25 protein-coding genes are annotated in these 23,583 nt (G+C 58.4%); 13 read left to right on the top strand and 12 right to left on the bottom strand.

Annotated features, from left to right (window positions below; all coding sequences use genetic code 11):
• The first annotated feature begins 258 nt into the window (after window positions 1-258).
• Window positions 259-1,440, top strand: a complete 1,182-nt coding sequence (locus ACOERD_RS17710) for an ISNCY family transposase (RefSeq protein ID WP_419737600.1) — start codon at window positions 259-261, stop codon at window positions 1,438-1,440.
• Between the two features lie 235 nt (window positions 1,441-1,675).
• Here the strand turns inward: ACOERD_RS17710 and ACOERD_RS17705 are convergent, their stop codons facing one another.
• From ACOERD_RS17705 to rpsF, 4 genes are all read right to left on the bottom strand, one after another.
• A complete protein-coding gene (locus ACOERD_RS17705) occupies window positions 1,676-2,161 on the bottom strand; it encodes a transglycosylase SLT domain-containing protein (protein WP_419740165.1) in 486 nt (161 codons plus the stop codon).
• A 149-nt stretch (window positions 2,162-2,310) separates the two neighbouring features.
• Complete coding sequence (gene rplI / locus ACOERD_RS17700) at window positions 2,311-2,931, bottom strand: 50S ribosomal protein L9 (protein WP_170640804.1); 621 nt, start codon at window positions 2,929-2,931, stop codon at window positions 2,311-2,313.
• Between the two features lie 12 nt (window positions 2,932-2,943).
• On the bottom strand, window positions 2,944-3,171 hold the full coding sequence (rpsR, locus tag ACOERD_RS17695; RefSeq protein WP_005608650.1) for a 30S ribosomal protein S18: 228 nt from the start codon (window positions 3,169-3,171) through the stop codon (window positions 2,944-2,946).
• Between the two features lie 27 nt (window positions 3,172-3,198).
• On the bottom strand, window positions 3,199-3,552 hold the full coding sequence (gene rpsF / locus ACOERD_RS17690) for a 30S ribosomal protein S6 (RefSeq protein WP_068332653.1): 354 nt from the start codon (window positions 3,550-3,552) through the stop codon (window positions 3,199-3,201).
• Between the two features lie 101 nt (window positions 3,553-3,653).
• On the opposite strand from rpsF, the gene ACOERD_RS17685 reads away from it, so the two are divergent.
• Window positions 3,654-4,355, top strand: coding sequence for a hypothetical protein (locus ACOERD_RS17685; protein WP_419739901.1), 702 nt, complete (start codon window positions 3,654-3,656; stop codon window positions 4,353-4,355).
• Window positions 4,356-4,485: 130 nt separating this feature from the next.
• Window positions 4,486-5,058 (top strand): YceI family protein, encoded by a 573-nt coding sequence (locus tag ACOERD_RS17680; protein ID WP_170374040.1) that lies wholly within the window; start codon window positions 4,486-4,488, stop codon window positions 5,056-5,058.
• Window positions 5,059-5,118: 60 nt separating this feature from the next.
• Here the strand turns inward: ACOERD_RS17680 and ACOERD_RS17675 are convergent, their stop codons facing one another.
• Entirely contained in the window at window positions 5,119-6,345 is a 1,227-nt protein-coding gene (locus tag ACOERD_RS17675; protein ID WP_419739900.1) for a cytochrome b/b6 domain-containing protein, read from the bottom strand.
• A gap of 174 nt (window positions 6,346-6,519) precedes the next feature.
• On the opposite strand from ACOERD_RS17675, the gene fabD reads away from it, so the two are divergent.
• The 7 genes from fabD to mltG all read left to right on the top strand — a co-directional run bounded on the left by fabD (window position 6,520) and on the right by mltG (window position 12,844).
• Window positions 6,520-7,458 carry an ACP S-malonyltransferase gene (gene fabD / locus ACOERD_RS17670; RefSeq protein ID WP_419739899.1) on the top strand — a complete coding sequence of 313 codons (939 nt, stop codon included), beginning with the start codon at window positions 6,520-6,522 and terminating at the stop codon, window positions 7,456-7,458.
• 42 nt (window positions 7,459-7,500) lie between these two features.
• Window positions 7,501-8,238, top strand: a complete 738-nt coding sequence (gene fabG, locus ACOERD_RS17665) for a 3-oxoacyl-[acyl-carrier-protein] reductase (protein WP_170374037.1) — start codon at window positions 7,501-7,503, stop codon at window positions 8,236-8,238.
• Window positions 8,239-8,447: 209 nt separating this feature from the next.
• Window positions 8,448-8,681, top strand: a complete 234-nt coding sequence (locus tag ACOERD_RS17660) for an acyl carrier protein (RefSeq protein WP_008756330.1) — start codon at window positions 8,448-8,450, stop codon at window positions 8,679-8,681.
• 139 nt (window positions 8,682-8,820) lie between these two features.
• Window positions 8,821-9,360, top strand: a complete 540-nt coding sequence (locus tag ACOERD_RS17655; RefSeq protein ID WP_170374036.1) for a GNAT family N-acetyltransferase — start codon at window positions 8,821-8,823, stop codon at window positions 9,358-9,360.
• Between the two features lie 124 nt (window positions 9,361-9,484).
• Window positions 9,485-10,228: a 1-(5-phosphoribosyl)-5-[(5-phosphoribosylamino)methylideneamino] imidazole-4-carboxamide isomerase gene (locus tag ACOERD_RS17650; RefSeq protein ID WP_170639577.1), complete on the top strand. Its 744-nt coding sequence runs from the start codon at window positions 9,485-9,487 to the stop codon at window positions 10,226-10,228.
• Between the two features lie 189 nt (window positions 10,229-10,417).
• The gene (gene fabF, locus ACOERD_RS17645) at window positions 10,418-11,683 is read left to right on the top strand and encodes a beta-ketoacyl-ACP synthase II (protein ID WP_170466137.1); all 1,266 of its coding nucleotides are present in this window, start codon (window positions 10,418-10,420) and stop codon (window positions 11,681-11,683) included.
• Complete coding sequence (gene mltG, locus ACOERD_RS17640; RefSeq protein WP_419739898.1) at window positions 11,684-12,844, top strand: endolytic transglycosylase MltG; 1,161 nt, start codon at window positions 11,684-11,686, stop codon at window positions 12,842-12,844.
• Between the two features lie 196 nt (window positions 12,845-13,040).
• Here mltG and ACOERD_RS17635 read toward each other — a convergent pair whose 3' ends face one another.
• The 4 genes from ACOERD_RS17635 to ACOERD_RS17620 form a co-directional block, all read right to left on the bottom strand.
• Window positions 13,041-14,783 carry an IS1634 family transposase gene (locus ACOERD_RS17635; protein WP_419737624.1) on the bottom strand — a complete coding sequence of 581 codons (1,743 nt, stop codon included), beginning with the start codon at window positions 14,781-14,783 and terminating at the stop codon, window positions 13,041-13,043.
• Window positions 14,784-14,951: 168 nt separating this feature from the next.
• Window positions 14,952-16,208, bottom strand: coding sequence for a DEAD/DEAH box helicase (locus tag ACOERD_RS17630; RefSeq protein WP_419739897.1), 1,257 nt, complete (start codon window positions 16,206-16,208; stop codon window positions 14,952-14,954).
• 319 nt (window positions 16,209-16,527) lie between these two features.
• Window positions 16,528-16,911, bottom strand: a complete 384-nt coding sequence (locus ACOERD_RS17625; RefSeq protein ID WP_419739896.1) for a hypothetical protein — start codon at window positions 16,909-16,911, stop codon at window positions 16,528-16,530.
• Between the two features lie 129 nt (window positions 16,912-17,040).
• Complete coding sequence (locus ACOERD_RS17620; protein WP_419737624.1) at window positions 17,041-18,783, bottom strand: IS1634 family transposase; 1,743 nt, start codon at window positions 18,781-18,783, stop codon at window positions 17,041-17,043.
• On the opposite strand from ACOERD_RS17620, the gene ACOERD_RS17615 reads away from it, so the two are divergent.
• Window positions 18,776-18,928 (top strand): hypothetical protein, encoded by a 153-nt coding sequence (locus ACOERD_RS17615; RefSeq protein ID WP_419739895.1) that lies wholly within the window; start codon window positions 18,776-18,778, stop codon window positions 18,926-18,928. The genes ACOERD_RS17620 and ACOERD_RS17615 overlap by 8 nt on opposite strands.
• Here the strand turns inward: ACOERD_RS17615 and ACOERD_RS17610 are convergent.
• Window positions 18,897-20,075 carry a peroxidase family protein gene (locus ACOERD_RS17610; protein WP_419739894.1) on the bottom strand — a complete coding sequence of 393 codons (1,179 nt, stop codon included), beginning with the start codon at window positions 20,073-20,075 and terminating at the stop codon, window positions 18,897-18,899. The genes ACOERD_RS17615 and ACOERD_RS17610 overlap by 32 nt on opposite strands.
• A 414-nt stretch (window positions 20,076-20,489) precedes the next feature.
• On the opposite strand from ACOERD_RS17610, the gene ACOERD_RS17605 reads away from it, so the two are divergent.
• Together ACOERD_RS17605 and ACOERD_RS17600 are read left to right on the top strand one after the other, a co-directional pair.
• Window positions 20,490-20,834 carry a hypothetical protein gene (locus ACOERD_RS17605; RefSeq protein WP_419740164.1) on the top strand — a complete coding sequence of 115 codons (345 nt, stop codon included), beginning with the start codon at window positions 20,490-20,492 and terminating at the stop codon, window positions 20,832-20,834.
• Window positions 20,835-20,935: 101 nt separating this feature from the next.
• Complete coding sequence (locus ACOERD_RS17600) at window positions 20,936-22,114, top strand: DNA-packaging protein (protein WP_419740163.1); 1,179 nt, start codon at window positions 20,936-20,938, stop codon at window positions 22,112-22,114.
• A 72-nt stretch (window positions 22,115-22,186) separates the two neighbouring features.
• Here ACOERD_RS17600 and ACOERD_RS17595 read toward each other — a convergent pair whose 3' ends face one another.
• Together ACOERD_RS17595 and ACOERD_RS17590 are read right to left on the bottom strand one after the other, a co-directional pair.
• A complete protein-coding gene (locus ACOERD_RS17595) occupies window positions 22,187-22,441 on the bottom strand; it encodes a hypothetical protein (protein ID WP_419739893.1) in 255 nt (84 codons plus the stop codon).
• A 261-nt stretch (window positions 22,442-22,702) separates the two neighbouring features.
• Window positions 22,703-23,551: an SDR family NAD(P)-dependent oxidoreductase gene (locus ACOERD_RS17590; RefSeq protein WP_419739892.1), complete on the bottom strand. Its 849-nt coding sequence runs from the start codon at window positions 23,549-23,551 to the stop codon at window positions 22,703-22,705.
• Window positions 23,552-23,583 lie beyond the last annotated feature (32 nt).

Raw genomic sequence — 23,583 nt, 5'->3', positions numbered from 1 at the left:
TTCCGAGTCCGGCAGAGTGCTCAGATCAACGATCTCCATCTTTCGCCTACGACCTGCGGCTTATCTTGAAGTCCGGTGGTGTGGCCGGACTTGCAATTTACCTAGAGTGGAACCCAACTTACCTCACGGCAATCAGGACATCACATAATTCAAAACATGACAAGTCAATGCAGGAAATGTTGTCGCTAACACGCGATATGTCCGGTGTATGTAACATGCGATCTGTCCGGTTCTATTCTGTCTCTGAGAGGAGGCGTTATGAACCGAGCAGAAGTGTTACAGGAAGTTCGACTGATGAAGTTTGAAGATGTGTATTCGCGGCGAAGCGCGAACAAGCTGACGCAAGAACAGGCGGCTGAGATACTGGGTGTATCCGTGCGCACCGTCAGGCGTTGGGAGGATCGATTTGAGGCGGATGGTGCAGAAGGTCTGTACGACCGTCGGCTTGGCAAACTGGCCAACAATCGTGTTGCCACGGATAAGGTCATGGAGATGCTTGAACTGTTTGATACCAAGTACTGGGATTACACGCCGAAGCATTTCCACGAGAAGCTGGTGGCCCACCATGGTTTCACACAGAGCTACAACTGGGTGCGGCTTACACTGCAGCGCCACGGCCGGGTTCAGGCAGCACCCCGACGAGGTGCCCATCGGCGCAAGCGGCCCCGCCGTCCGATGGTTGGCATGATGTTGCATCAGGACGGCTCCAGCCATGAATGGGTTCCGGGTCAGTGGTGGGATCTGATCGTCACCATGGACGATGCCACCAACCGGGTTTATTCGGCATTCTTTGTCGAGGAAGAAGGGACGATGAGCAGTTTTCAGGGGCTGACAGAGGTGATCGAGGCGCAAGGTCTGTTTTGCTCGCTCTATGCCGATCGGGGCTCTCATTACTGGCATACGCCCGAAGCGGGCGGCAAAGTGGACAAGGACAATCTGACCCAGGTCGGGCGCGCCTTGCAGCAACTCGGCATTGAGCTGATCCCGGCCTATTCACCGCAGGCCCGTGGACGGTCTGAACGCATGTTTGGCACGTTCCAGAACCGATTGCCGCAGGAACTGCGGTCCCATGGGATCACAACCATTGAAGAGGCCAATCAGTTCCTGAAAGAGGTCTATCTTCCCGAACACAATGCCCTGTTTGCAAGGGAGCCGGAGGATACGACCTCGGCCTTCGTGCCGTTTACAGGCAATGTGCGCGACACCCTGTGTGTGCAGGAAGACCGCGTCGTCGGCAACGACAATACGGTGCGCTACAAGGGCCTGGTCATGCAGATCGCGGCAGACAGGCACCGTCATCATTTCGTCAAGGCGAAGGTCAGGGTCCACGAATACCCCGATGGTCAACTGGTCATCTTCCACGGCCCGAGATGCATTGGCCGCTACCAGCCTGACGGATCACCCATCACACAGGAGGATAGCAAACACAAAGTCGCGTGACCCGCTTCGACGTGGCGCGAACGCGGTGGCCCAAATCTACGGTCGCCTACGGCTCCCTCCGAATTGGGCCACCGCGCAATCAACTGAAGCGGACAATTGGCATGTTACCTACACCGGACAATTCAGAATGTTCTCGACAGTCAATGCAGGAAATGTCTAAGCTTTTGGCGTGTTGTTTCGGGCTATAGAGCATTTTTGTCACTATTTTGCCCAAACTGCTAACAGCGCACAGGGCCTAGGGCGCGGATCGTAGCCCTGTTTCGACAAGCATTCCGCGCGCCTTTGCTTCGGGGTAAAACCCTTTGGCGTAAAGGAAAATCGCGCGTTGTTGATCTCCGTCCGCCAGCATCCAAGCGCCGCGTAGGTACTTGCCTGCATATTCAAGATTTGTGTCTGCATCAAGCAAACCTTGGGCATTTCCCTTGTATCCCATCGAACGTGCGGTAGCGGGCAGGATCTGCAAAAGCCCGTAATACGGCCGGTTTACAGCCCATGGCCGGTGCGTGCTTTCGCGGATCGCAAGTTTGTGGACCAGCTCTCGGGGGAGTTCGTAGTGATCGGCCCATTTGTTGATCGAGGCCCTCAGCTCGGGCGTTTCGTTGGGGTAGAGCGGCGGATCGAAGGGATCGGGGTCACCGCGTGAAACCTCGGCACCGCTGCACGCGGCGAGGGCAGACAGGGCAAGGAAAGCGATGATGCTGCGACGAGAGAATAGGGCCATCAAACTACTCCGAACTTCAGGCGGCGATCATATGGATCACGGGTCTTGTCGCAACCTTAGCTTTAAAATTTGGCTGAATTTTGCTGGTTCCGATACGAAAAAGGGCCGCGCGAATGGCGCAGCCCTTCAATCTTGTTGCGTCAGCCTGATCAGGCTTTGGCTTCGTCTTCGTCCGCCGGAGCGGCCTCGGGGGCCAGATCTTCGTCTTCCGACGCGGCCGAGCCGATGTCGTCAAACAGTTCGGCGATTTCGAATTCAGCAGCGGCTTCTTCTTCAGCAGCCAGTTCCTGAATCGATTTGCCCGATGCCTGCAGTTCGGCTTCTTCTTCCGAACGGGCAACGTTCATCTTGATCTCGACTTCAACCTCGGGGTGCAGGCGAACTGCAACCGCGTGCAGGCCCAGTTCTTTGATCGGAGCGACCAGAACGACCTGTTTCTTGTCGACGGTGAAGCCTGCTTCAGTCGCAGCGTCTGCGGCGTCACGCGGCGTGACCGAACCGTACAGAGCGCCAGCATCCGATGCCGAGCGAATCACGATGAACTGCTGACCGTCCAGCTTTTCAGCCAGCGCTTCAGCTTCTTTCTTGGTTTCAAGGTTGCGCGCTTCCAGCTGTGCTTTCTGGGCTTCGAACGACGCGATGTTGGCGTTCGATGCGCTCAGGGCTTTGCCTTGGGGCAGCAGGAAGTTGCGGGCGTAGCCGGGCTTAACGTCAACGACGTCGCCCATTTGACCCAGTTTCGCAACGCGTTCCAGAAGGATAACTTGCATGTCAGTCTCTCCTTACTTCACAGCGTAGGGCAGCAGGGCGAGGAAGCGGGCGCGCTTGATAGCACGAGCCAGTTCACGCTGCTTTTTCGCCGAAACGGCGGTGATGCGCGAAGGTACGATCTTGCCACGCTCAGAGATGTAGCGCTGCAGCAGACGGGTGTCTTTGTAGTCGATTTTCGGCGCGTTCTCACCCGAGAACGGGCAGACCTTGCGGCGGCGGAAAAATGGTTTTGCGGCCATGGTTTATGTCCTTTCGTCAGGCGTTGATCAGCGGCGCTCGCGGCGGCCTTCGCGCTCATCGCGCTTCTGCATCTGGACCGAGGGGCCCTCGGCATGCTCGTCGACCTTGATGGTCAGAACGCGCATAACGTCGTCATGCAGGCGCATCAGGCGTTCCATTTCCTGTACCGCGCCGGAAGGGGCATCGGTTTTCAGGAAGGCATAGTGGCCTTTGCGGTTCTTGTTGATCTTGTAAGCCATCGTCTTGACGCCCCAGTACTCGCTTTCGACGACGTTACCGCCGTTGTCAGCCAGAACGGTGCCGAAATGTTCGACAAGGCTTTCTGCCTGCGCGTTGGACAGATCCTGACGCGCGATCATTACATGCTCATACAGTGGCATGTGCACTCCTGTTTATATCAAGGCGCATTTCAAAGGCGGGGCCATCTGGTCCTTCGCGACCCTGCCACGAGAGGCTGCGCGATTCATATCTCTTGCGAAGGATGGCCTCGTATACACGTTTGAGCGGGCGGGGCAAGCCCTGCCACATATGCCTCTGTGAAGTCGCCCAAATTCCACTGCCGCGCCCAATTCCTGACGCTTTTCGCCCCGAAGTTGATAAGCAACCCGGAAATAACCGGATAGCACAGACTTACGACGGTAACCTTAATAAGGGTATGGATGTTATGACCGCGATACAGACAAATACGCTCGACAATAAAGCGACGGGTGCGAGCTTTGAGCATTCCGTTCCGGTCATGATCACGTTCAAAGCGAACTGGCAAGCGCGGCTGGTTTTGGCGCGCGCCGTCGGAGCCTTCCTGATCGTTTCCGCCTTTTCGATGTGGCTGATGCCCGGTTCGATGTTGGGAGCCGAGGTTTGGCCGATCAAGATGGTGGCCTCGATGGTGTTTTTGATCGTTGGCGTAAGCCTGTTGACGATCGAAGTGATGGACAGCCGCCCGGATGCCTATTTTGACCCGATCCGCCGCGAGGTGCGCGTGCTGCAGAAGAATGAAAACGGGCGCCCTCAGACGGTTCTGCGTCGCAGCTATGACAGCCTGGGTGGTGCAAAATTCGAGGATGACGAGGTGCAGCTGTTTGATGTCGACGGCAGCCTGCTGATGAAACTGCCACTGCAATCGGCGGATGTCAGCCGAGCGCTGAAGGGGCAACTCAGCCAAAGTGTAGCAATTTTCGCCTGAGATTTATTCTGTTCAACCAAGCACAGAAATTGTGAATCAAAAAGACTTGTGTGCTGCCCTTGGGCAGCACATTTTTGTTTCCGAGCAAACGCACTATGTTTGCGTATAGTCCACAAACCCGGAGACAGTCATGAAATCCACCCTCCTTGCTGCCGCGCTTGCCCTTACGGCAACCACCGCTTTCGCCAGCGCCGAAAAATACGTTCTGGACTCTAGCCATAGCCAGGTGCTTTTCAGCTACGATCACCTTGGTTTCTCGACCACTTACGGCATGTTCTCAGGCTTTGAAGGCGAGATCATGTTCGATCAGGAAGATCCTGCCGCGTCGAGCGTTTCGGTCTCCATGCCGGTTCTAGAGATGTTCACAGGCTGGAAGCCGCGTGAAGATCACTTTATGACCGAGGATTTCTTTGGCGCCGCCGAAGGGGACCTTATCACGTTCACCTCGACCTCGATCGAAGTGACCGGCGAAAACACCGCAAACATCACCGGTGACCTGACCATGAACGGCGTTACTAAATCGGTCGTTCTGGATGCCAAGTTGAACAAGGCTGACAACCACCCGATGGCAAACAAGCCTTGGGCCGGCTTCGACGCAACAACGACGCTGGTGCGCAGCGAGTTCGACCTGGGTCAGTTCGCGCCCTTCGTAAGCGATGAAGTTCAGGTGCAGATCTCTGTAGAGGCTCAGAAAGCCGAGTAAGTCTGCGCTGATCTTTTGGATCACAACCGCCGGGGGCCAAAACCCCCGGCGGTTTCTTTTTTACTCTGAACGTTTCGCCGTCAGGTCAACGGAGACCGTAACTTTGAAGCCCAGAGACTCCTCGGTCGGTTGGGATGTGCCCACATCGAACGCAATGCGGTTTAGCTCCAATGTGCCAGACATGGTTGCCGTGTTGTCCTCGAGTTGCAGGGAGAAGGGTAGTACAACGTCCACCGATTTGTCTCGGATGGTCAGGGGGCCTCGGGCCTCGTAGCCTGTATCTGTTTTGAACAGGTCAGCTTTGAACTGGGCCGTTGGGAATTGCGCGCTGTCGAAGAAATCAGCGCCCATGGCTTGGTCCGTGACCGTCCCGAGGCTGAGCGACGCGATGGCGATGGTCACATCAACCGATCCCGCAGGGCCCGGTTGGGCGGGTTCTTCAAACGCGATTGCCGCCGTCCATTCGTTGAAACTGCCGGTGACGGGGCTGCCCAACTGCGAGATGGTGATCGACAGGGTGCCTTCTTCGACGTTCCAGTCGGATTGCACATCGCCAAGCTCGGCGGCGTCCACGGCGCCTTTTGCGTGATCCTCGAACACTCCGATGGACCAGCCACCGACCAGAACGGCGCCCCAGATGGCCAACGCTGCAAATGCAGGTACGGGTGAGTGGTGTTGCGTTGGAGGCTCGGGCGCGTCAGTTCGTCCCGGCAGCATCCGCCGCAGGGTGCTGTCCTTGTCCACGACATGATGTTTCAGCGCGCCCGCGATGTGCAGCGCCAGCGAACCGGCAAGAACCCAGATGAACAGCCAATGCAGGTTTGCCGTCAACTCGGACAAATAGAGGGATTTGGGCACGAAGGGCAGGTTTTGGCCGAAGGGCCACCAGATGGGCGCAAAGCCTTCGGTCGCGGCGTGGTGTATCCAGCCGGTCAGGGGCACCAGAACAAGCGATGCGTAGAGCATCCAGTGAACGGTCTCAGCGGCGAAAGCCTCGGGCTTGTTGTCGGCATTAAGCAGGCCGGGTTTGGTTTGGGTCAGCGCCCAAAGGATACGCGCCAGAGCCACGAAGAACACGGTGACCCCTATCGTTTTGTGAAGGGAGAACAGTGTTGCGGCCCGCGCGATATCGGATTCGCTGGTCGGGATGTTCGGGTCGTAGATGGCATGCGCCAAATCATTGGCAAACCAGCCCAAAGGCAGGGCGGTCAGGATCAGCAGGGCGGTCAACCAGTGGAAAGTCTTGGTCACGCTGCCATAGGTGGAAAAGGTATTGGTCGAGGGCATCTCTCGCACGCTCCGGATTCGATTGGCTGTCTTGAACCTAAAGCCAGAAGGATTCGGCACAAGCCCGACCCGCGCACAGATATGGTGCCCGAATGCAGAGCGCAGGCCCTACTTGTGCCGCGTCCTCACACGGTTTACACCCCGCCGCAACCTAACGTCATCCAAGAGGTTGCAATGACACGCGCGTTCGTTTTCCCAGGGCAGGGTGCCCAGACCATCGGCATGGGCAAGGCTCTGGCCGAGGCATACCCGGCAGCTCAGGCCATCTTTGACGAGGTGGACGACGCGCTTGGCGAAAAGCTGAGCCAGCTGATCTGGGAAGGTGATATTGCCGATCTGACCCTGACACGGAACGCGCAACCGGCGTTGATGGCGACCTCGATGGCGGCGATGCGCGCGCTTGAGGCCGAAGGCGTCTCGGTCACCGATGCTGCCTTTGTGGCCGGGCATTCATTGGGTGAGTATTCCGCTCTGGCTGCAGCTGGTTCATTGACGGTGGCTGATACGGCTCGCCTGTTGCGGACCCGTGGGCAAGCCATGCAAAGCGCCGTGCCGGTGGGAGAGGGCGCGATGGCGGCCATCCTGGGGCTGGACCTTGAGGCCGTGCGCTCAGTAGCTGAAGAGGCCGCGCAGGGTGAGATTTGTCAGGCAGCCAATGACAACGATCCGACTCAGGTTGTGGTATCCGGCGCGAAGGCTGCTGTGGAACGTGCGGCTGAGATTGCCAAGGAAAAGGGCGCAAAGCGTGCGGTTATGCTGCCTGTCAGCGCTCCGTTCCATTGCGCGCTGATGCAGCCCGCGGCGGATGCTATGGCCGAGGCATTGGCCACAGTTGAGATCAAGGCGCCAGCTGTTCCTCTGATCGCCAATGTGCGGGCCGATGCGGTCACAGACCCGGATCAGATCCGTCAATTGCTGGTCGAGCAGGTCACGGGCTCGGTCCGGTGGCGGGAAAGCGTGCAATACATGGCAGCACAAGGTGTCACCGAGACATGGGAAATTGGCGCGGGCAAGGCTCTGTCGGGTATGATCCGCAAGATTGACCGGGCAATTGCGGGCAAGGCCGTTGGTACGCCCGAGGATGTTCAAACGGCCGTTCAGGCCGAATCGTAAGCATAGAACGCGGCCTTCGGGGCGCCTCACGAGGGAAATATAATGTTTGATTTGACAGGTAAGAACGCGCTTATCACTGGCGCTTCGGGTGGTATCGGAGGCGATATCGCACGGGCCCTTCACGGCGCGGGTGCCTCGGTCGGTCTGTCCGGCACGCGGGTTGAGCCGCTGCAGAAACTGGCCGACGAACTGGGCGAACGCGCCCACGTGCTGCCGTGCAACCTGAGCGACTCCGAAGCCGTCGAGGCCCTGCCGAAGCAGGCAGCTGAAGCGATGGGCTCGGTCGATATCCTGGTCAACAACGCGGGTATCACACGTGACAACCTGTTCATGCGCATGTCCGACGAGGAATGGCAGAGCGTAATTGACGTGAACATGACCTCGACCATGAAGCTGTGCAAAGGCGTGATCCGGGGCATGATGAAGGCGCGCTGGGGCCGGATCGTGAATGTTTCATCTGTTGTGGCGGCGATCGGCAATCCGGGGCAGGCGAACTATGCGGCCTCCAAGGCGGGGATGATCGGGTTCTCGAAAGCGCTGGCCCATGAGGTTGCGACGCGCGGAATTACGGTGAACGCAGTGGCCCCCGGCTTTATCACGACGGCGATGACGGAAAAGCTGACGGACGAGCAGAAAAAAGGTCTGTTGCTGAAAGTTCCGGCTGGTCGAATGGGCGACCCTGAGGAAATCGCGGCCGCTGTTCTGTACCTGTCCAGCCCCGAGGCCGGATACGTGACCGGAACAACCTTGCATGTGAACGGCGGCATGGCTATGTTGTGACCGCAACCAAGGCGATGCGAAAGCGTTTGCCTTGCGCTTTGACTATGCTATCGGCGGCGCATCTATGCTGGGGCCGGTCGTTTTGGTCGGCCCTCGACTTTCCCGGACAGCCGGGAGCCAAACCGCCCGGAACGGGCAAAACAAGTCCATCCCGAGCGGGCAAGGGCAGAACCGGGCGGATCGCCCTGAAGAAAGAATGAGGAATAGACATGAGCGACGTCGCAGATCGCGTGAAGAAGATCGTTGTTGAACACCTGGGTGTTGAAGAAGACAAAGTAGCGGAAAACGCTTCGTTCATCGACGACCTGGGCGCAGACAGCCTGGACACCGTTGAACTGGTCATGGCCTTCGAAGAAGAGTTCGGCATCGAGATTCCCGATGACGCAGCCGAGACCATCCAGACCTTTGGCGACGCCGTCAAATTCATCAGCGAAGCGTCCTAAGCGTATCGTAATGATAGAAAAGCGGCGCTTCCGGGCAACGGAGGCGCCGCTTTTTTGTGCCTGCGTTAAATTCAGGGTTGCACGAGGCGAATTCGATTCGCACTGTTTCCACTGAGGCACAATTCAAGGTGGGCAGGACATGATAAGATCCACCCCGATGATAAACACGGCACGTCTGACACTCTGTGCGATGCGCCCTGAGGATTTTGAACGGTTCGCCGAGATCTGGCGCGACCCGTGTGTAACGCGCCATATCGGTGGCACCCCGCGGTCGCGCGGTGAGGCCTGGGACTCGTTTCTGCGCAATGCAGGGCATTGGCAGATGGCCGGGTTCGGGCAATGGGGTGTGCTGCAGCAATCGAATCGCAAGCTGATCGGTCAGGCCGGTTTCTTCTATGGAAACCGTGCGATGGGCGAGGATTTTGACACTTATCCCGAAGCCGGTTGGGTTCTGGCCCCCGAAGCTCAGGGGCTGGGTCTCGGATATGAGGCCGCTCAGGCCGCCCATGACTGGTTTGATCGGATCATGCCGGGCCGTTTGGTGGCGATGGTAAACGCAGCCAACGCTTCGTCGCAGAAGCTTGCGAAAAAGCTGGGCTATGTCGTGATGCGTGAGGCCGAGTACAACGGCACCCCTGTCCATCTTCTGCGTCGCAACGGTCCTCCGGCGCGGGCGTAATACCGCCAATACTCCGCAATGCCGCAAACAGCGCAAACAATGCCGATCCTGGTCGCAGCAGGCTCGGATGTGAGCGTGTATGTTACAATGAGACTTTAGGGCGCTTGGGCGGAGGAGAAAGCTCATGAGAATCTACCCCACAATGGAACTTCAGAACGGTCGCTGCGTCACCTTGGACAAAGGGCGTCTGGAGGATGCGATGATCTGGCATGTGAACCCGGTCGAAACCGCGCGGGGTTGGGCCGAGGCCGGGGCCGAGTGGATGCATCTGACAGACTTCGATGCCGTAGAAGGCCGCGACACCAACCATGAACTGGTGGAAGAGATCATTCGGTCGGCCGAGATCCCCGTGCAATTGGCCGGTGGTATGCGTAACCGCGAGCAGGTCGAATACTGGATCGACAAGGGCGCAGGCCGCGTTGTGATCGGGACGCTTGCGGCACGGGACCCTAACCTTGTAAAGGAGCTTGCGAAGCTCTACCCGGATCAGATCGTTCTTGCGGTCGATGTCTGGCAGGGGTTTGTCATGACCGACGGTTGGCGCAGCCAAAGTGCGTTCACACCCGAGGCGTTCATTGACGCCTTCGACGGCACGCCTTTCGCAGCCATAGTTGTGACCGATATTGACAGTGACATGGAAGACGTCGAAGCGCAGCTGGGACTGATCTCCGGTGTGGCGCAGCATTCGCGGACGCCAGTCATTGCCAGCGGCGTGGTGCGTACTGCGGACGATATCTCGCGTCTGTCCTACATCCCGAACATCGCGGGCGCGATCGTCGGCAGAGCTTTGTTCCGGAAAACAGTCGATCTGTCCGACGCTCTGGGCGTAGCAGCTGGCGCGCATGAGCCAGTGGCGCAGTTCCAGTAACGGAACCGAAATTGAAACTCTCTCGCCCTGCGATGTCAGCAGGGCGAGGGGGATTCGCAAGCGCTGGATCGCCCAAAATCAAGCTGAAACCGCAAGATGCAGACGGGGAATGGAGCGTGGCCCTTGCCCCCGCACCCCGGGCCGGGGTATGAGCGGTTCGCATAACAGTAAGCAGGCAAGAGGCACTTCATGCGCAGAGTCGTCGTAACCGGTCTGGGGTTGGTCACTCCTTTGGCCAGCGGAGTCGAGGAAACCTGGTCGCGTCTGCTGGACGGAGAGTCCGGCGCAGGGCCAATCACACATTTCGATGCCGAGGCAAGCGGGGTCACTACGACCTATGCCTGCGAGGTGCCGCGTGGGGACGGAACAGACGGAACGTTCAACCCCGATGACTGGATGCCTCCGAAAGAACAACGCAAGATCGAAGACTTCATCCTGTACTCAATCGCCGCAGCGGAGATGGCGTGCAAGGATGCGGGCTGGACCCCTGAGGGTGAGGAAGATCGCCTGCGCACTGGCGTTTTGATCGGCTCTGGCATTGGTGGTCTGGGCTCGATTGCGGATACGGCCAATCTGATCCGTGACAAGGGCCCACGCCGTGTGTCGCCCTTCTTTATTCCCGGCGCGCTGATCAACCTGGCGTCCGGTCAGGTGTCGATCCGGTTCGGGTTCAAAGGTCCGAACCACTCGGTCGTGACTGCATGTTCGACAGGTGCCCATGCGATTGGGGATGCAAGCCGCATCATCCGCGCAGGCGACGCCGATGTCATGGTGGCCGGTGGCGGCGAAGGCTGCATCTGCGAGATTGGCATCGCAGGTTTCAACGCCTGCAAGGCGCTGTCGACCAAGTATGCAGACGATCCGAAGAAAGCCAGCCGCCCCTACGACGTTGACCGCGACGGTTTCGTCATGGGCGAAGGCGCGGGCATCGTCATTCTGGAAGAATACGAGCACGCCAAGGCGCGCGGCGCGAAGATCTATGCCGAGGTTCTGGGCTACGGCATGTCGGGCGACGCTTATCATATCACCGCACCGTCCGAGGATGGCGACGGGGCTGAGCGCTCGATGAAAGCCGCTCTGCGCAGCGCTGGGCTGGAGCCGAAAGATCTGGACTACATCAATGCGCATGGCACCTCGACCATGGCGGATACCATCGAATTGGGTGCTGTTGAGCGTCTGTTGGGTGACCATGCAGCGAATGCCACCATGACTTCGACCAAATCGGCCACGGGGCACTTGCTCGGGGCTGCAGGCGCGATTGAGGCGATCTTCTCGATCCTTGCGATCCGCGATCAGGTGGCTCCTCCAACCATCAACCTCGACAATCCGGCGGTTGAAACACCGATTGATCTGGCTCCGAACGAAAAGCGCGAGCGTGAGATCAACGTGGCCCTTTCGAACTCGTTTGGGTTTGGTGGCACCAATGCCAGCGTGATCTTCGGAAAGGCCAGTTAAATGTGGCGGGCCATTGCATCGAACGCGCTGACCATCCTGGTGGTCGGCCTGTTTCTGGTGGGCGGTCTGATCCTTTGGGGCCAGACCCAGTATCAGTCGGAAGGCCCGCTGGAAGCCGCGATCTGCCTGCGGGTGGAAAGCGGTTCGAACATGACTCGGGTCAGCCGCGAGCTTGAGGATCAGGGCGCGATCACCAACGCTACCATCTTCCGCATGGCCGCCGACTACACCGACCGCGCACAGCAGTTGAAAGCAGGCAGCTTTCTGGTGCGTGAAGGCGCGTCGATGGAGCAGATCATCTACGAGATCACCAGCAGCGGTGCCAGCACCTGCGGCTCAGAGATCGAATACCGCATTGGCGTGACCCGCGCCCAGACCCGCGTGCGCGAGTTGAACCCAGCCACGCTGGAATTCGACGAAATCGCCGAGTTTGATATGGCCGAGGAAGAAGAAACCCCGGCGGCCTATCAGGAGAAGCGCCAAGAGGCAGACACGCGCTATCGTGTCTCACTGGCCGAGGGCGTGACGTCATGGCAGGTGGTCGAGGCGTTGAAGGCTTTTGAAGCGCTGAGCGGCGAGATTTCCGAGATTCCTGCCGAAGGCTCTCTTGCGCCAGACAGCTACGATGTCGCTGCCGGTCAGGACCGCAACGACATCCTGAAAGCGATGCAGGACAAACAACAGCTTCGGATCAATGCGGCCTGGGAAAACCGCCAAGAGGGTTTGCCGCTGGAAAGCCCCGAAGAAATGCTGATCCTTGCCTCGATCATCGAAAAGGAAACGGGCGTTCCCGGAGAGCGGGGCCAAGTTGCCAGCGTCTTTGTGAACCGTCTGAATCAAGGCATGCGCCTTCAGACAGACCCGACGGTGATCTACGGCGTCACCAAGGGGCAGGGCACGCTGGGTCGCGGCTTGCGCCGCAGCGAGCTGAACCGGCCAACACCTTGGAATACCTATCAGATCGACGGGCTGCCACCGACGCCGATCGCCAACCCAGGTCTGGCGAGCCTCGAAGCAGCCGTTGCGCCTGACAACACGGACTACGTGTTCTTTGTTGCGGATGGTACCGGAGGTCACGCTTTTGCCAAGACGTTGCAGGAACATAACCGCAATGTCGCGAAATGGCGCGAGATTGAGGCCGAACGAAACTCGGGCAACTAAGCCAAAACGAAAAACAGCGCCGCTTTCGGCGCTGTTTTTTTTGGTCAGGCTGCGGGTTTGCGACGGGGGCGCCGGCGCTTGTTTCCTGACTTCCGACATTTTTTCGTATAAGTCATTGATATTATTATGCCTTGGTTGCCAAAAGGCACTACACGGACTTTTTTCGCCAGCGATTGTTTCGGAGTGTTGAGGGAGCTCAGGCTTTGGTCTGGCCAGTTTTTCGGGTGCGCCCGGGGGGTATCTTGAAAGGGGCTTCGTTCCAGGTCAGGCCGACGCAGGTGAGGATGCGTCTGGCATCGACCGTGGCATGGCTTGGCATGCCGTAGCGGTCAGGGGTGCCTTTGTGGCGCAGGATCGAGAGCTGCAATGCGTTCAACTCGTTGCGGATACGAGCCGGGCTCATCGGGTGTCCGAGCAGGTCCAGATGCTTGCGCAGGTGCTGCAGGCAGCAGAAGGCCATGTAGCAGATGGCGATATGGGCCCGGACCCGACGCGGCGACCAGTGATAGATGGGCCGGATTTTCAGATCGTGCTTGTTGGTGCGGAAGCAGGCTTCGATCTCCCACAACTGGTGATAGCGGGCAATGACGTCCTGTGCCTCCAGTTCGTCCGCACCATGAACAACAATGGCATGCAGCCCGTCCCATTGTGCCGCTGCCTTGATCTTTGCATCATCCAGCGTGACGTCCCCGCTGTCGGGGAAGGCCAGGAAGCGGCCATATCCCCGGCTGCTGAAGCTGCCGGGTTTGCGAGAGCGCTTGAGCTTCTTGTGCAGCTTTTCGATTGCCTTGTCGCGCTTGTGGGCATCATTGCGTGCCCGGGTGGGTGACCAGGTCACAATGACCCGCGCTCCCTCCTGGTCGATCACCTTGTACCAGCCCTTCTCGGTTGCCTCTTCAGAACCGTGTCCAGCCCAAGGCTGGCGTCCCTCCGGGCTCAAAATGTTCGCCTTCACGGCGGCCGGGGCGGACTTCATGCGATAGCCGAGGATGTAGGGCAGACCCTTGTTCTGCAACATCTGCTGGTTGTCCTTGCTGAGCATGGCGGCATCGGCCACGAACGTGACCCTGGCCACGTCGAAGCGTCCCTCCAACGCCTTCAGCGCAGCTTCCAGCGTATGACCTTCCCAGGTGTTTCCCGGGAAGAGTTCATAGCCCACAGGCAGCCCATCGGAGGTGACGATCAGCGCCAGCATGACCTGAGCGCGGTGATGCTTGCCATCCTTGCTGAAGCCCTTGGCCAGAAGATGATCCTGCTCGACCCCGTCCGCATCCTCGGCCGGGTCCTCGCGCTCGGTGTCAAAGGCCAGGGTCGTGCAATCGTAGAACAGCACGGTCACTGGCCCGCCCAGCAACTTCTCTGCCGCCGCGTGAGAGGTTTTGCAAATCCCGTCTATCACCGGCGTATTGATGTAATCCATGCTCCGATAGACCACGTCCAGATTGAGCGTGATGCCTGCCTGGTTCTCCAACGCCTCCACGGTCGCGCGCTTGCTCTCGGGCTGTGCGATCCGCGCCATAACCAGCTCTTTCACAATGCGATTGGCACTTTTACGCGCCGCCCCCAGAAGGGCCCCCCAACCCAGTTGGTCATACATCGTCCCCATGACATCCCGCAGACCCAGAGAGACCCGCGCCTCCTCACGGCACTCGGCAAGATCAACGCCAAGCTTGTCCGGCCGCGGAGCGCGGCGCACCAGCGCCTGCAGATCGGCATATTCCGTGGGCGTGAACAGTTCCATTTGCGGCGAGCGATCAATGCGTAATTGCTCCATCAAGCGGCCCGCCAGACGCTTGATATCCTCAATCTCGCTGTCGTTATGGGCCACACCCACATGGCGCAGGATCTTCTGGCGTACCTTGGAGCCGGTGCGGACGGATTCAACGATCTGGATCCGTGTGCGGTTGAGCTTTGCGTCATGTTTGGTGCGGATGAACATGGGCGAAGAGGTTAGCCATCTGAAGGCCCATGTCAATACTTTTTATAATAATGGGGCACTACAACGCGCCTCTGAGCAACCACACCTGAAAACAAACCAAAAACCCAGTCAGATCAACAAAAAGGTCGGAAGTCAGGACAGCGCCGCTTTCGGCGCTGTTTTTTTTGGTCAGGCTGCGGGTTTGCGACGGGGGCGCCGGCGCTTGTTTTGCCCAGGTTTCGCACCTCCGTTCGCCGGTCTCGGCTTGAAACGCCGATTGTTCTGGCGACGCCCGCCACGTTCCGCCTCAACAGGTTCGGGCTGAGTGCCGCTGGCAACCGGGATGTCGATCTTCATAAGTCTTTGTATCTGACGCAGCAGATCGACCTCTTCCGCGGAGCAGAACGCAATCGCCTCGCCTTCGCGACCGGCGCGGGCCGTACGGCCAATGCGGTGGACATAATTGTCGGGCACCTCGGGCAGGTCGTAGTTGATCACATAGGCCACACCGGGAATGTCGATCCCACGCGCGGCGACATCGGTTGCGACCAGCACGTTGATCTCTCCCGCGCGGAAGGCCTTGATGGCGCGGTCCCGCTGCCCCTGGCTTTTGTTGCCGTGGATCGAGGCGGCGTTGTAGCCATCGGCGACAAGCCCCTTCATCAGCTTCTCGGCCCCGTGCTTGGTGCGCGAGAAGACAAGGGTCAGGGCGTCGGTGTCCTGCGACAGAATCTCTCGCAATTTGCCAGGTTTCTCGGGTTTGGTGACGAAGTGAACCGATTGCGTGATCTTGTCCGCCGCTTTACCCGGAGGAGAGACCTGCACCCGCTGCGGGTTGGTGAGGTAAGCCCGGCTGATCTCTTCCATCTGCTTTGGCATCGTGGCCGAGAACAGCATGGTCTGACGCGGCGTGCCCAGAGCAGGCGCGATTTTGCGCAACGCGTGGATGAAGCCAAGATCCAGCATCTGGTCGGCTTCGTCCAGAACAAGGTGGCGAACCGACCCAAGGTCGACGGCCTTTCGCTCCATCACGTCGATCAGACGCCCAGGTGTGGCCACCAGAATATCTGTGCCGCGGCCCAGAAAGGCGATCTGTTTGTTGATGGACTGGCCACCCACAACTGTTGCCACGCGCAGTTTGGTCTTGCCGGTCAGAACCCGCAGGCTGTCGGCAATCTGGTTCACAAGCTCGCGTGTGGGCGCAAGGATCAATGCCTTGGCCGTTTTAGGTGCAGGTTTGCCGGGTTGGTTCAGCAGGTGATCAATCAACGGCAGGCCAAAGGCCAGCGTTTTGCCGGTACCGGTCTGCGCCAGCCCCAGAATGTCATGCCCATTCAGAGCCAGCGGGATCGCTTGGTTCTGGATCGGCGTGGGTTGTGAGAAATTCGCACTTTTGAGTGCATCGTTGAGCGCTGGTGCAAGGCCCAGCATATCGAAGTCGAACAATATTTATCCTTTGCCGCCCGCAGCATTCACCAACGGGCAAGTCGTGATGGGCCGCATTCGCGACCGGTAGGGTCAAGCGGGACCTCGGGACAGGCAGGCGGATCCTGCTCTATCTGGTCGTCGCGTTAAGAACCCTGCGTGATGGGGAACTGGAGAAATCTGTGGCGCTGTGGGGCAGATGGTGCCCGCCGAGGCTCACGCGTCAGCGCTGGTCAGAGGCACATGATGCGTGGCGAATGAAATGTCAAGGCTTGTGAGTGATGGTTCCTTGGTCGCGCGAAAACCCTGATCCGACTTACCGGATCAGGGCATGGTAGGTTTAGGTGCGAAGATCCCCCGCATGGGCGATGCTATCGCGATTGGCTTCAACGAATTTCAGCATATGACCCATCGAGTATGTGCCGTCATCATCTGCACCAAGTTCTTTCCACGGCTTAAAGTCGTGGGTCGAGCAGGCCAGGCTTTCCGGGTCAAGATACAGAAGTCGTAGCAGCACCGTCGCGACGATCGTGCCGCCCACCGGCCCAAGTCGTCCGCCATGACCTTCAGCCTCTTGCAGACAGTAGTACCACAGCGGTGTTTTGGTGACGCCGTGGTCTGACAGCTCAGGCGGAGCGGCAAGTTCGGGCACATGCATCTTGCGCGCCATTTGCTGACCTGAGGCAAGCTCCAACGTGAGACGGTCGCGCAGCAGGTTGCGCAAGGGAAGTTTGCGGTTCTCCTGACTTCCGACATTTTTTCGTATAAGTCATTGATATTATTATGCCTTGGTTGCCAAAAGGCACTACACGGACTTTTTTCGCCAGCGATTGTTTCGGAGTGTTGAGGGAGCTCAGGCTTTGGTCTGGCCAGTTTTTCGGGTGCGCCCGGGGGGTATCTTGAAAGGGGCTTCGTTCCAGGTCAGGCCGACGCAGGTGAGGATGCGTCTGGCATCGACCGTGGCATGGCTTGGCATGCCGTAGCGGTCAGGGGTGCCTTTGTGGCGCAGGATCGAGAGCTGCAATGCGTTCAACTCGTTGCGGATACGAGCCGGGCTCATCGGGTGTCCGAGCAGGTCCAGATGCTTGCGCAGGTGCTGCAGGCAGCAGAAGGCCATGTAGCAGATGGCGATATGGGCCCGGACCCGACGCGGCGACCAGTGATAGATGGGCCGGATTTTCAGATCGTGCTTGTTGGTGCGGAAGCAGGCTTCGATCTCCCACAACTGGTGATAGCGGGCAATGACGTCCTGTGCCTCCAGTTCGTCCGCACCATGAACAACAATGGCATGCAGCCCGTCCCATTGTGCCGCTGCCTTGATCTTTGCATCATCCAGCGTGACGTCCCCGCTGTCGGGGAAGGCCAGGAAGCGGCCATATCCCCGGCTGCTGAAGCTGCCGGGTTTGCGAGAGCGCTTGAGCTTCTTGTGCAGCTTTTCGATTGCCTTGTCGCGCTTGTGGGCATCATTGCGTGCCCGGGTGGGTGACCAGGTCACAATGACCCGCGCTCCCTCCTGGTCGATCACCTTGTACCAGCCCTTCTCGGTTGCCTCTTCAGAACCGTGTCCAGCCCAAGGCTGGCGTCCCTCCGGGCTCAAAATGTTCGCCTTCACGGCGGCCGGGGCGGACTTCATGCGATAGCCGAGGATGTAGGGCAGACCCTTGTTCTGCAACATCTGCTGGTTGTCCTTGCTGAGCATGGCGGCATCGGCCACGAACGTGACCCTGGCCACGTCGAAGCGTCCCTCCAACGCCTTCAGCGCAGCTTCCAGCGTATGACCTTCCCAGGTGTTTCCCGGGAAGAGTTCATAGCCCACAGGCAGCCCATCGGAGGTGACGATCAGCGCCAGCATGACCTGAGCGCGGTGATGCTTGCCATCCTTGCTGAAGCCCTTGGCCAGAAGATGATCCTGCTCGACCCCGTCCGCATCCTCGGCCGGGTCCTCGCGCTCGGTGTCAAAGGCCAGGGTCGTGCAATCGTAGAACAGCACGGTCACTGGCCCGCCCAGCAACTTCTCTGCCGCCGCGTGAGAGGTTTTGCAAATCCCGTCTATCACCGGCGTATTGATGTAATCCATGCTCCGATAGACCACGTCCAGATTGAGCGTGATGCCTGCCTGGTTCTCCAACGCCTCCACGGTCGCGCGCTTGCTCTCGGGCTGTGCGATCCGCGCCATAACCAGCTCTTTCACAATGCGATTGGCACTTTTACGCGCCGCCCCCAGAAGGGCCCCCCAACCCAGTTGGTCATACATCGTCCCCATGACATCCCGCAGACCCAGAGAGACCCGCGCCTCCTCACGGCACTCGGCAAGATCAACGCCAAGCTTGTCCGGCCGCGGAGCGCGGCGCACCAGCGCCTGCAGATCGGCATATTCCGTGGGCGTGAACAGTTCCATTTGCGGCGAGCGATCAATGCGTAATTGCTCCATCAAGCGGCCCGCCAGACGCTTGATATCCTCAATCTCGCTGTCGTTATGGGCCACACCCACATGGCGCAGGATCTTCTGGCGTACCTTGGAGCCGGTGCGGACGGATTCAACGATCTGGATCCGTGTGCGGTTGAGCTTTGCGTCATGTTTGGTGCGGATGAACATGGGCGAAGAGGTTAGCCATCTGAAGGCCCATGTCAATACTTTTTATAATAATGGGGCACTACAACGCGCCTCTGAGCAACCACACCTGAAAACAAACCAAAAACCCAGTCAGATCAACAAAAAGGTCGGAAGTCAGGCAACGTGAGACGGTCGCGCAGCAGGTTGCGCAAGGGAAGTTTGCGGTTCTGGTCTTCGGTCATTGTGGCGCCGCCGATATCTGCCGTGCCGCTGATGAAGGGAAGCGCGAAAATGGATTGCGCCATTTTGCGCCCAATGGGGCGCGCACGCGCTTCTGCAGTTTGACCGGGATAGTCGAACAATTTCTCAAAGTGAATATTCAGGTCTGACGGTCGGAAGGAGAACTCGGGCCGTCCTAGCTTGAACAGGTCGAAATCCAGATTGTCATGATTGAGTTGGTATTTGGATTGCACTGTTGCGTGTCCGAAGCGGTAAGCAGCGCCGGAGAATTCTATCGGCATAACCGGAGAGTCATCTTTGAAAGGCTTCGGAAGTGTCCCACCTTCGAGATGATCGCGCACATGTTTAAGAGTGTGGGCGTCGACGAATGCCTGAAGCAAATCATGGGCCACGAGATACTGATAGTGCAGCCGACAAATTCGGCGCGCAACCTGGAAAGGCTCCTCGCTCTTCTTGAATGTATGCATGGCTGCCGCTGAAATGCCGGACAAGGCTTTGCGCGCCATGCCACTGTCTGCCTCCAAGGCTGTCATAACGATATTGTGTAGGCAGATAAATGCGCCCTGCAATTGCGATACGATCTGGTTCTCGTCGTTACGAGGGTCGCCAATAAGGGCTGTACCTTGCTTGGTTCGGGCAAGATCGAGATGATTGTCAGCGTTTCCAAAAAGAAGGAAGCCGTGATGGTCCGGGTGATAGAGGTGCGGCGATGCTTCCGGGCCATCGCCGTAGACGCAATCGAGGTCCAGTGTCGGGGTGCGGATATTACGAATGGTAGCTGGATCAATAACTGTCCCAATGGCCGAGGTCGCGTCCAGCGTTACATCGTGGTCGACGAATTGACCGAAGAAGGTCATACCGGCGGCGACGTCATGCCCCTGTGGGTCATTGGCATCTTTCATTGAGTCAACCGCTGCATCAAACGCGGCGAGGACATCGGCGGTATCAAAAGGCTCACCGCCTGGGGCGATACCTGAGAGAGGGTTGCGATGCCCGATTCGTCCAAACGTATCCGGCAGCGGCGGGCGTGGGGTATCCGCGCATTCTTTTACCAGCGTTTCATATCGGCTAAGCCCATGGGGTTGGCGTGACATAACTACTCCAAAAAATAAACAACTTCGTTCTAGGTTGAATCATGCTCACAAAATGATGAGCATAATGGTCAAAATAGCACAAATGAGGACCAATTTCCTTCTTTTTCTCAAAAAAGGAAACGTAATTGGGAAATAAGTCTGTGTTTAATCTGCATATGCGAGCTGTATTGGTGGGGTTTTTCTGTCGATAAGATGGTTCGCGCAGGAGAACGCTCGCGGAGGGTTGTGAAAAGTTTAATGTACAGAACGGTTTAGGCGTTGCGACCCGTTGCGCACAAACTTGACGCCGCGCACTCATTCTCGTATAAGTTGTGCCATGCTAGAAGAAGTGGGCAACGGCCCCGGGGCGACCCGGTGGCCGTTTTTTCATTTCTCTCGTGCGGAGAAAACTCACGCATGAGGTCACAGGCAAACATGACTTTGATTACCCCGGAAGAGCGGATTTCCCAGACGGCTGACTTGTTGCAGTCGCTCGAGAGGTCCATTCGCGATCTGCGCCATACAGCGGAAGAACTGCGCCAGCAGATCGGAGCCGGGGAGGATGCAGACCTTGCCGGAACAGGCAAGCAACTCGGCCAGCTAGAGGGGCTGATCCGCAGTTGCCAGAAAGTGGAGACAAGCTTTGTCGAACAAAATCACAGACAAGCCGGAATTGCCCAAGGGGGATACGCGCTCGACCTTGACCGGGCTCGGTTTGAGGTCGGGTGCAGGCTGGCTCGCCTCCGCACCTGTTGCGGTGCAGGACAGATTTCTGAGTGAGATCGGGGAGGGGGGGGCTTTGTGCCCTCCCTTTCCTTTTCGAGTTCTGGGCGCTGCCACATCAGTTGCCTCCTGACGGGGACTGGAGGTCCTGGGTGATCATGGGCGGGCGCGGGGCTGGCAAGACGCGCGCAGGGTCGGAATGGGTGCGGTCGATGGTCGAGGGGTCCAAGCCTTTAGACGAGGGCGTAGCGTCTCGTGTGGCGTTGGTGGGTGAGACCTTTGATCAGGTGCGCGATGTGATGATCTTTGGCGATAGCGGGATTTTGCAATGTTCGCCGCCAGATCGACGGCCCATGTGGAAGGCCTCGGAACGCAAGCTGATCTGGCCCAACGGGGCCGAGGCGCAGGCGTTTTCGGCGCATGATCCTGAGGGGCTGCGCGGCCCGCAGTTCGATGCGGCCTGGGTGGATGAGTTGGCCAAATGGAAGAAGGCGGGTGAGACCTGGGATATGCTGCAATTCGCTTTGCGTTTGGGGGATCAGCCTCGGGTTTGCGTGACGACCACGCCGCGCAATGTGAAGGTTTTGAAAGAGTTGCTGGCGTCTCCGTCCAACGTTCAAACCCATGCGCCAACCGAGGCGAACCGGGCCAATCTGGCTCCGTCCTTCCTCGAGGAGGTGCGCGCGCGCTACGCAGGCACGCGGCTGGGGCGGCAGGAGTTGGACGGGGTGCTATTGTCAGATGCCGAGGGGGCGTTGTGGACGGGTTCGATGCTGGAGGCGGCGCGGTGCGCGCATTTGCCCGAGCTGGACCGGGTAGTTGTGGCATTGGATCCGGCAGTGACGGCGGGATCGAACGCCGATGCCTGCGGGATCGTGGTCGTGGGCGCGCAGCTACAGGGGCCGCCCGAGGCGTGGCGCGCCTACGTGCTGGCCGACCGGACAGTTCAGGGCGTCGGCCCGGCGGGCTGGGCGCAGGCGGCGATTGACGCGATGGATGAGTTCGGGGCTGAGCGGTTGGTGGCCGAGGTCAATCAGGGCGGGCAACTGGTGGAAGAGGTCGTGCGGCAGGTAGACCCTTTGGTCCCGTTCCGCGCAGTGCGAGCCTCTCGCGGTAAGGTCGCGAGGGCCGAGCCTGTGGCGGCGTTGTACGAGCAGGGTCGGGTTGGCCACGTGATTGGCTTGGACTCGCTGGAAGAACAGATGTGCCAGATGACCGCGCGCGGGTTCGAGGGGCAGGGCTCACCTGACCGCGTCGACGCGCTGGTCTGGGCTCTGCATGAGTTGATTGTGGGGCCTGCAGGCGCGTATCGGCGGCCTAGGGTGCGAAGTTTGTGAGCTCTAGAAAGTTTGCTTTCCAACGATCACGTTTTTCCTAGCGGACTGACCACTTGCTGAAAGCACAGAGATTCAGGACATCGGCTTCCCTTTGCTCCAACTGTCCTCATATTCACCGAGCAATCGGGACAACGCCAACAGCGAAGAAAACAGCCTTGCATAGACATCCGGTGACGTCATTGTTTTGTAGTCATCAAGCACCTGCACAAGATTGACTACGCTTGAAGCAAACACCTCGTAGACGTGTTTGTCAGCAGCGGTAGGTTCGTTTGTCCAGATATCGTGCGCATCGTAGTAGATGGGCGGGACAGGGTCTTTTTCATTCATCGTGTGCCCTCATGCATTCGAAGCGCACGTGGGGGGCATATGAGACGCAAACAACATCTCTGGCATGAATTCAAAAGACTTTGGCTGCGACTGAAAAGGAATTTGGTTCAAAGTTCAACGAGCGGCTATTTTTTACAATTGGCCATTTTGGATTCAGCGCAGGGCTTGCACGACCGGCTCGACTCGCTGGACTGCGCACTGCACGAGTTGATGGTTGGGCCCGCAAGGGCGTATCGGCGGCCTCGGGTGCAGTGCCATTAGCTATTGCTCACCAGTTTTCTCGAATTTAGCGAACGCTTCTGCGTAGTCGGGATGCCAGCGAGAGAGTGCAGGGCGGTTTTCGGTAATGTCTTGAATAGCCCATTGTGCTCGACGTCGGTCGCGTATCTCGTCGACATCGTTGTCCGGGCAAAGGATATAAAAATCACCATTGGCCATTCGATTGAACAAGTGATCAACCGTTTGTTCACTGGTCCACGCCGCGGGCGGTTTTTCCGGGAGGAAAGATGCAATCATACCAGTGTATGTAAAACCTGGCACAAACAAGTGAACAGAAATTGGCGCTCCGGCTTCTCGCAACTCATGAGCCAATTGTTCGCTGAGCACTTTGACCGCGGCTTTGGTGACATTATAGCCGGGGTTGCCCGGCGGTGTTGTAATACCCTGTTTCGAGCCGGTATTTATGACTACAGCAGAGCGGTTAGCTTCGATCATGCGAGGCATAAAGGCCTGCACACCTCGCAGAACGCCGAAAAAGTTTACTTGCAAAAGTCGCTGCCAGTTTTCCATTTCCGACCAAGCGGTTGTCGGCAAACTAATCCCTGCGTTGTTCATCAAAGCAGCAATTGGACCTATCTCAAATGCGCGATCGGCAAGTTTGTTTACGTCTTCATCTGATGTCACATCAGTCGGTATGCCTTCAATAGGTGCGTCAGCGGACGCCAATTGGCGTGCTTCTTGAACTGTTGCTTCAAGCTGTGCTCCGGGTAGGTCTGCCAGAACGACACCCAGACCCGCCTGCGCAAACCGTAGTGCCGCAGCACGTCCGACCCCACTTGCTGCCCCGGTAACAACCGCGACGCCACCGTTTTTCACTGCCTCGTTGAACATATTGTGTTCCTTCCCGATCCATGAAACTGCGC

Origin of the sequence: Ruegeria sp. (assembly GCF_965199275.1) — a bacterium.
GTDB lineage: Bacteria > Pseudomonadota > Alphaproteobacteria > Rhodobacterales > Rhodobacteraceae > Ruegeria.
This window is presented reverse-complemented; position numbering and strand designations above follow the sequence as displayed.

What these genes read in the sequence shown, in the direction of transcription:
- ACOERD_RS17710 (WP_419737600.1), top strand. Translation starts at nt 259, where the DNA reads ATGAACCGAGCAGAAGTGTTACAGGAAGTTCGACTGATGAAGTTTGAA.
- ACOERD_RS17705 (WP_419740165.1), bottom strand. Translation starts at nt 2,161, where the DNA reads ATGGCCCTATTCTCTCGTCGCAGCATCATCGCTTTCCTTGCCCTGTCT.
- rplI (WP_170640804.1), bottom strand. Translation starts at nt 2,931, where the DNA reads ATGCAAGTTATCCTTCTGGAACGCGTTGCGAAACTGGGTCAAATGGGC.
- rpsR (WP_005608650.1), bottom strand. Translation starts at nt 3,171, where the DNA reads ATGGCCGCAAAACCATTTTTCCGCCGCCGCAAGGTCTGCCCGTTCTCG.
- rpsF (WP_068332653.1), bottom strand. Translation starts at nt 3,552, where the DNA reads ATGCCACTGTATGAGCATGTAATGATCGCGCGTCAGGATCTGTCCAAC.
- ACOERD_RS17685 (WP_419739901.1), top strand. Translation starts at nt 3,654, where the DNA reads ATGGCCTCGTATACACGTTTGAGCGGGCGGGGCAAGCCCTGCCACATA.
- ACOERD_RS17680 (WP_170374040.1), top strand. Translation starts at nt 4,486, where the DNA reads ATGAAATCCACCCTCCTTGCTGCCGCGCTTGCCCTTACGGCAACCACC.
- ACOERD_RS17675 (WP_419739900.1), bottom strand. Translation starts at nt 6,345, where the DNA reads ATGCCCTCGACCAATACCTTTTCCACCTATGGCAGCGTGACCAAGACT.
- fabD (WP_419739899.1), top strand. Translation starts at nt 6,520, where the DNA reads ATGACACGCGCGTTCGTTTTCCCAGGGCAGGGTGCCCAGACCATCGGC.
- fabG (WP_170374037.1), top strand. Translation starts at nt 7,501, where the DNA reads ATGTTTGATTTGACAGGTAAGAACGCGCTTATCACTGGCGCTTCGGGT.
- ACOERD_RS17660 (WP_008756330.1), top strand. Translation starts at nt 8,448, where the DNA reads ATGAGCGACGTCGCAGATCGCGTGAAGAAGATCGTTGTTGAACACCTG.
- ACOERD_RS17655 (WP_170374036.1), top strand. Translation starts at nt 8,821, where the DNA reads ATGATAAGATCCACCCCGATGATAAACACGGCACGTCTGACACTCTGT.
- ACOERD_RS17650 (WP_170639577.1), top strand. Translation starts at nt 9,485, where the DNA reads ATGAGAATCTACCCCACAATGGAACTTCAGAACGGTCGCTGCGTCACC.
- fabF (WP_170466137.1), top strand. Translation starts at nt 10,418, where the DNA reads ATGCGCAGAGTCGTCGTAACCGGTCTGGGGTTGGTCACTCCTTTGGCC.
- mltG (WP_419739898.1), top strand. Translation starts at nt 11,684, where the DNA reads ATGTGGCGGGCCATTGCATCGAACGCGCTGACCATCCTGGTGGTCGGC.
- ACOERD_RS17635 (WP_419737624.1), bottom strand. Translation starts at nt 14,783, where the DNA reads ATGTTCATCCGCACCAAACATGACGCAAAGCTCAACCGCACACGGATC.
- ACOERD_RS17615 (WP_419739895.1), top strand. Translation starts at nt 18,776, where the DNA reads ATGAACATGGGCGAAGAGGTTAGCCATCTGAAGGCCCATGTCAATACT.
- ACOERD_RS17620 (WP_419737624.1), bottom strand. Translation starts at nt 18,783, where the DNA reads ATGTTCATCCGCACCAAACATGACGCAAAGCTCAACCGCACACGGATC.
- ACOERD_RS17610 (WP_419739894.1), bottom strand. Translation starts at nt 20,075, where the DNA reads ATGTCACGCCAACCCCATGGGCTTAGCCGATATGAAACGCTGGTAAAA.
- ACOERD_RS17605 (WP_419740164.1), top strand. Translation starts at nt 20,490, where the DNA reads ATGACTTTGATTACCCCGGAAGAGCGGATTTCCCAGACGGCTGACTTG.
- ACOERD_RS17600 (WP_419740163.1), top strand. Translation starts at nt 20,936, where the DNA reads ATGGGCGGGCGCGGGGCTGGCAAGACGCGCGCAGGGTCGGAATGGGTG.
- ACOERD_RS17595 (WP_419739893.1), bottom strand. Translation starts at nt 22,441, where the DNA reads ATGAATGAAAAAGACCCTGTCCCGCCCATCTACTACGATGCGCACGAT.
- ACOERD_RS17590 (WP_419739892.1), bottom strand. Translation starts at nt 23,551, where the DNA reads ATGTTCAACGAGGCAGTGAAAAACGGTGGCGTCGCGGTTGTTACCGGG.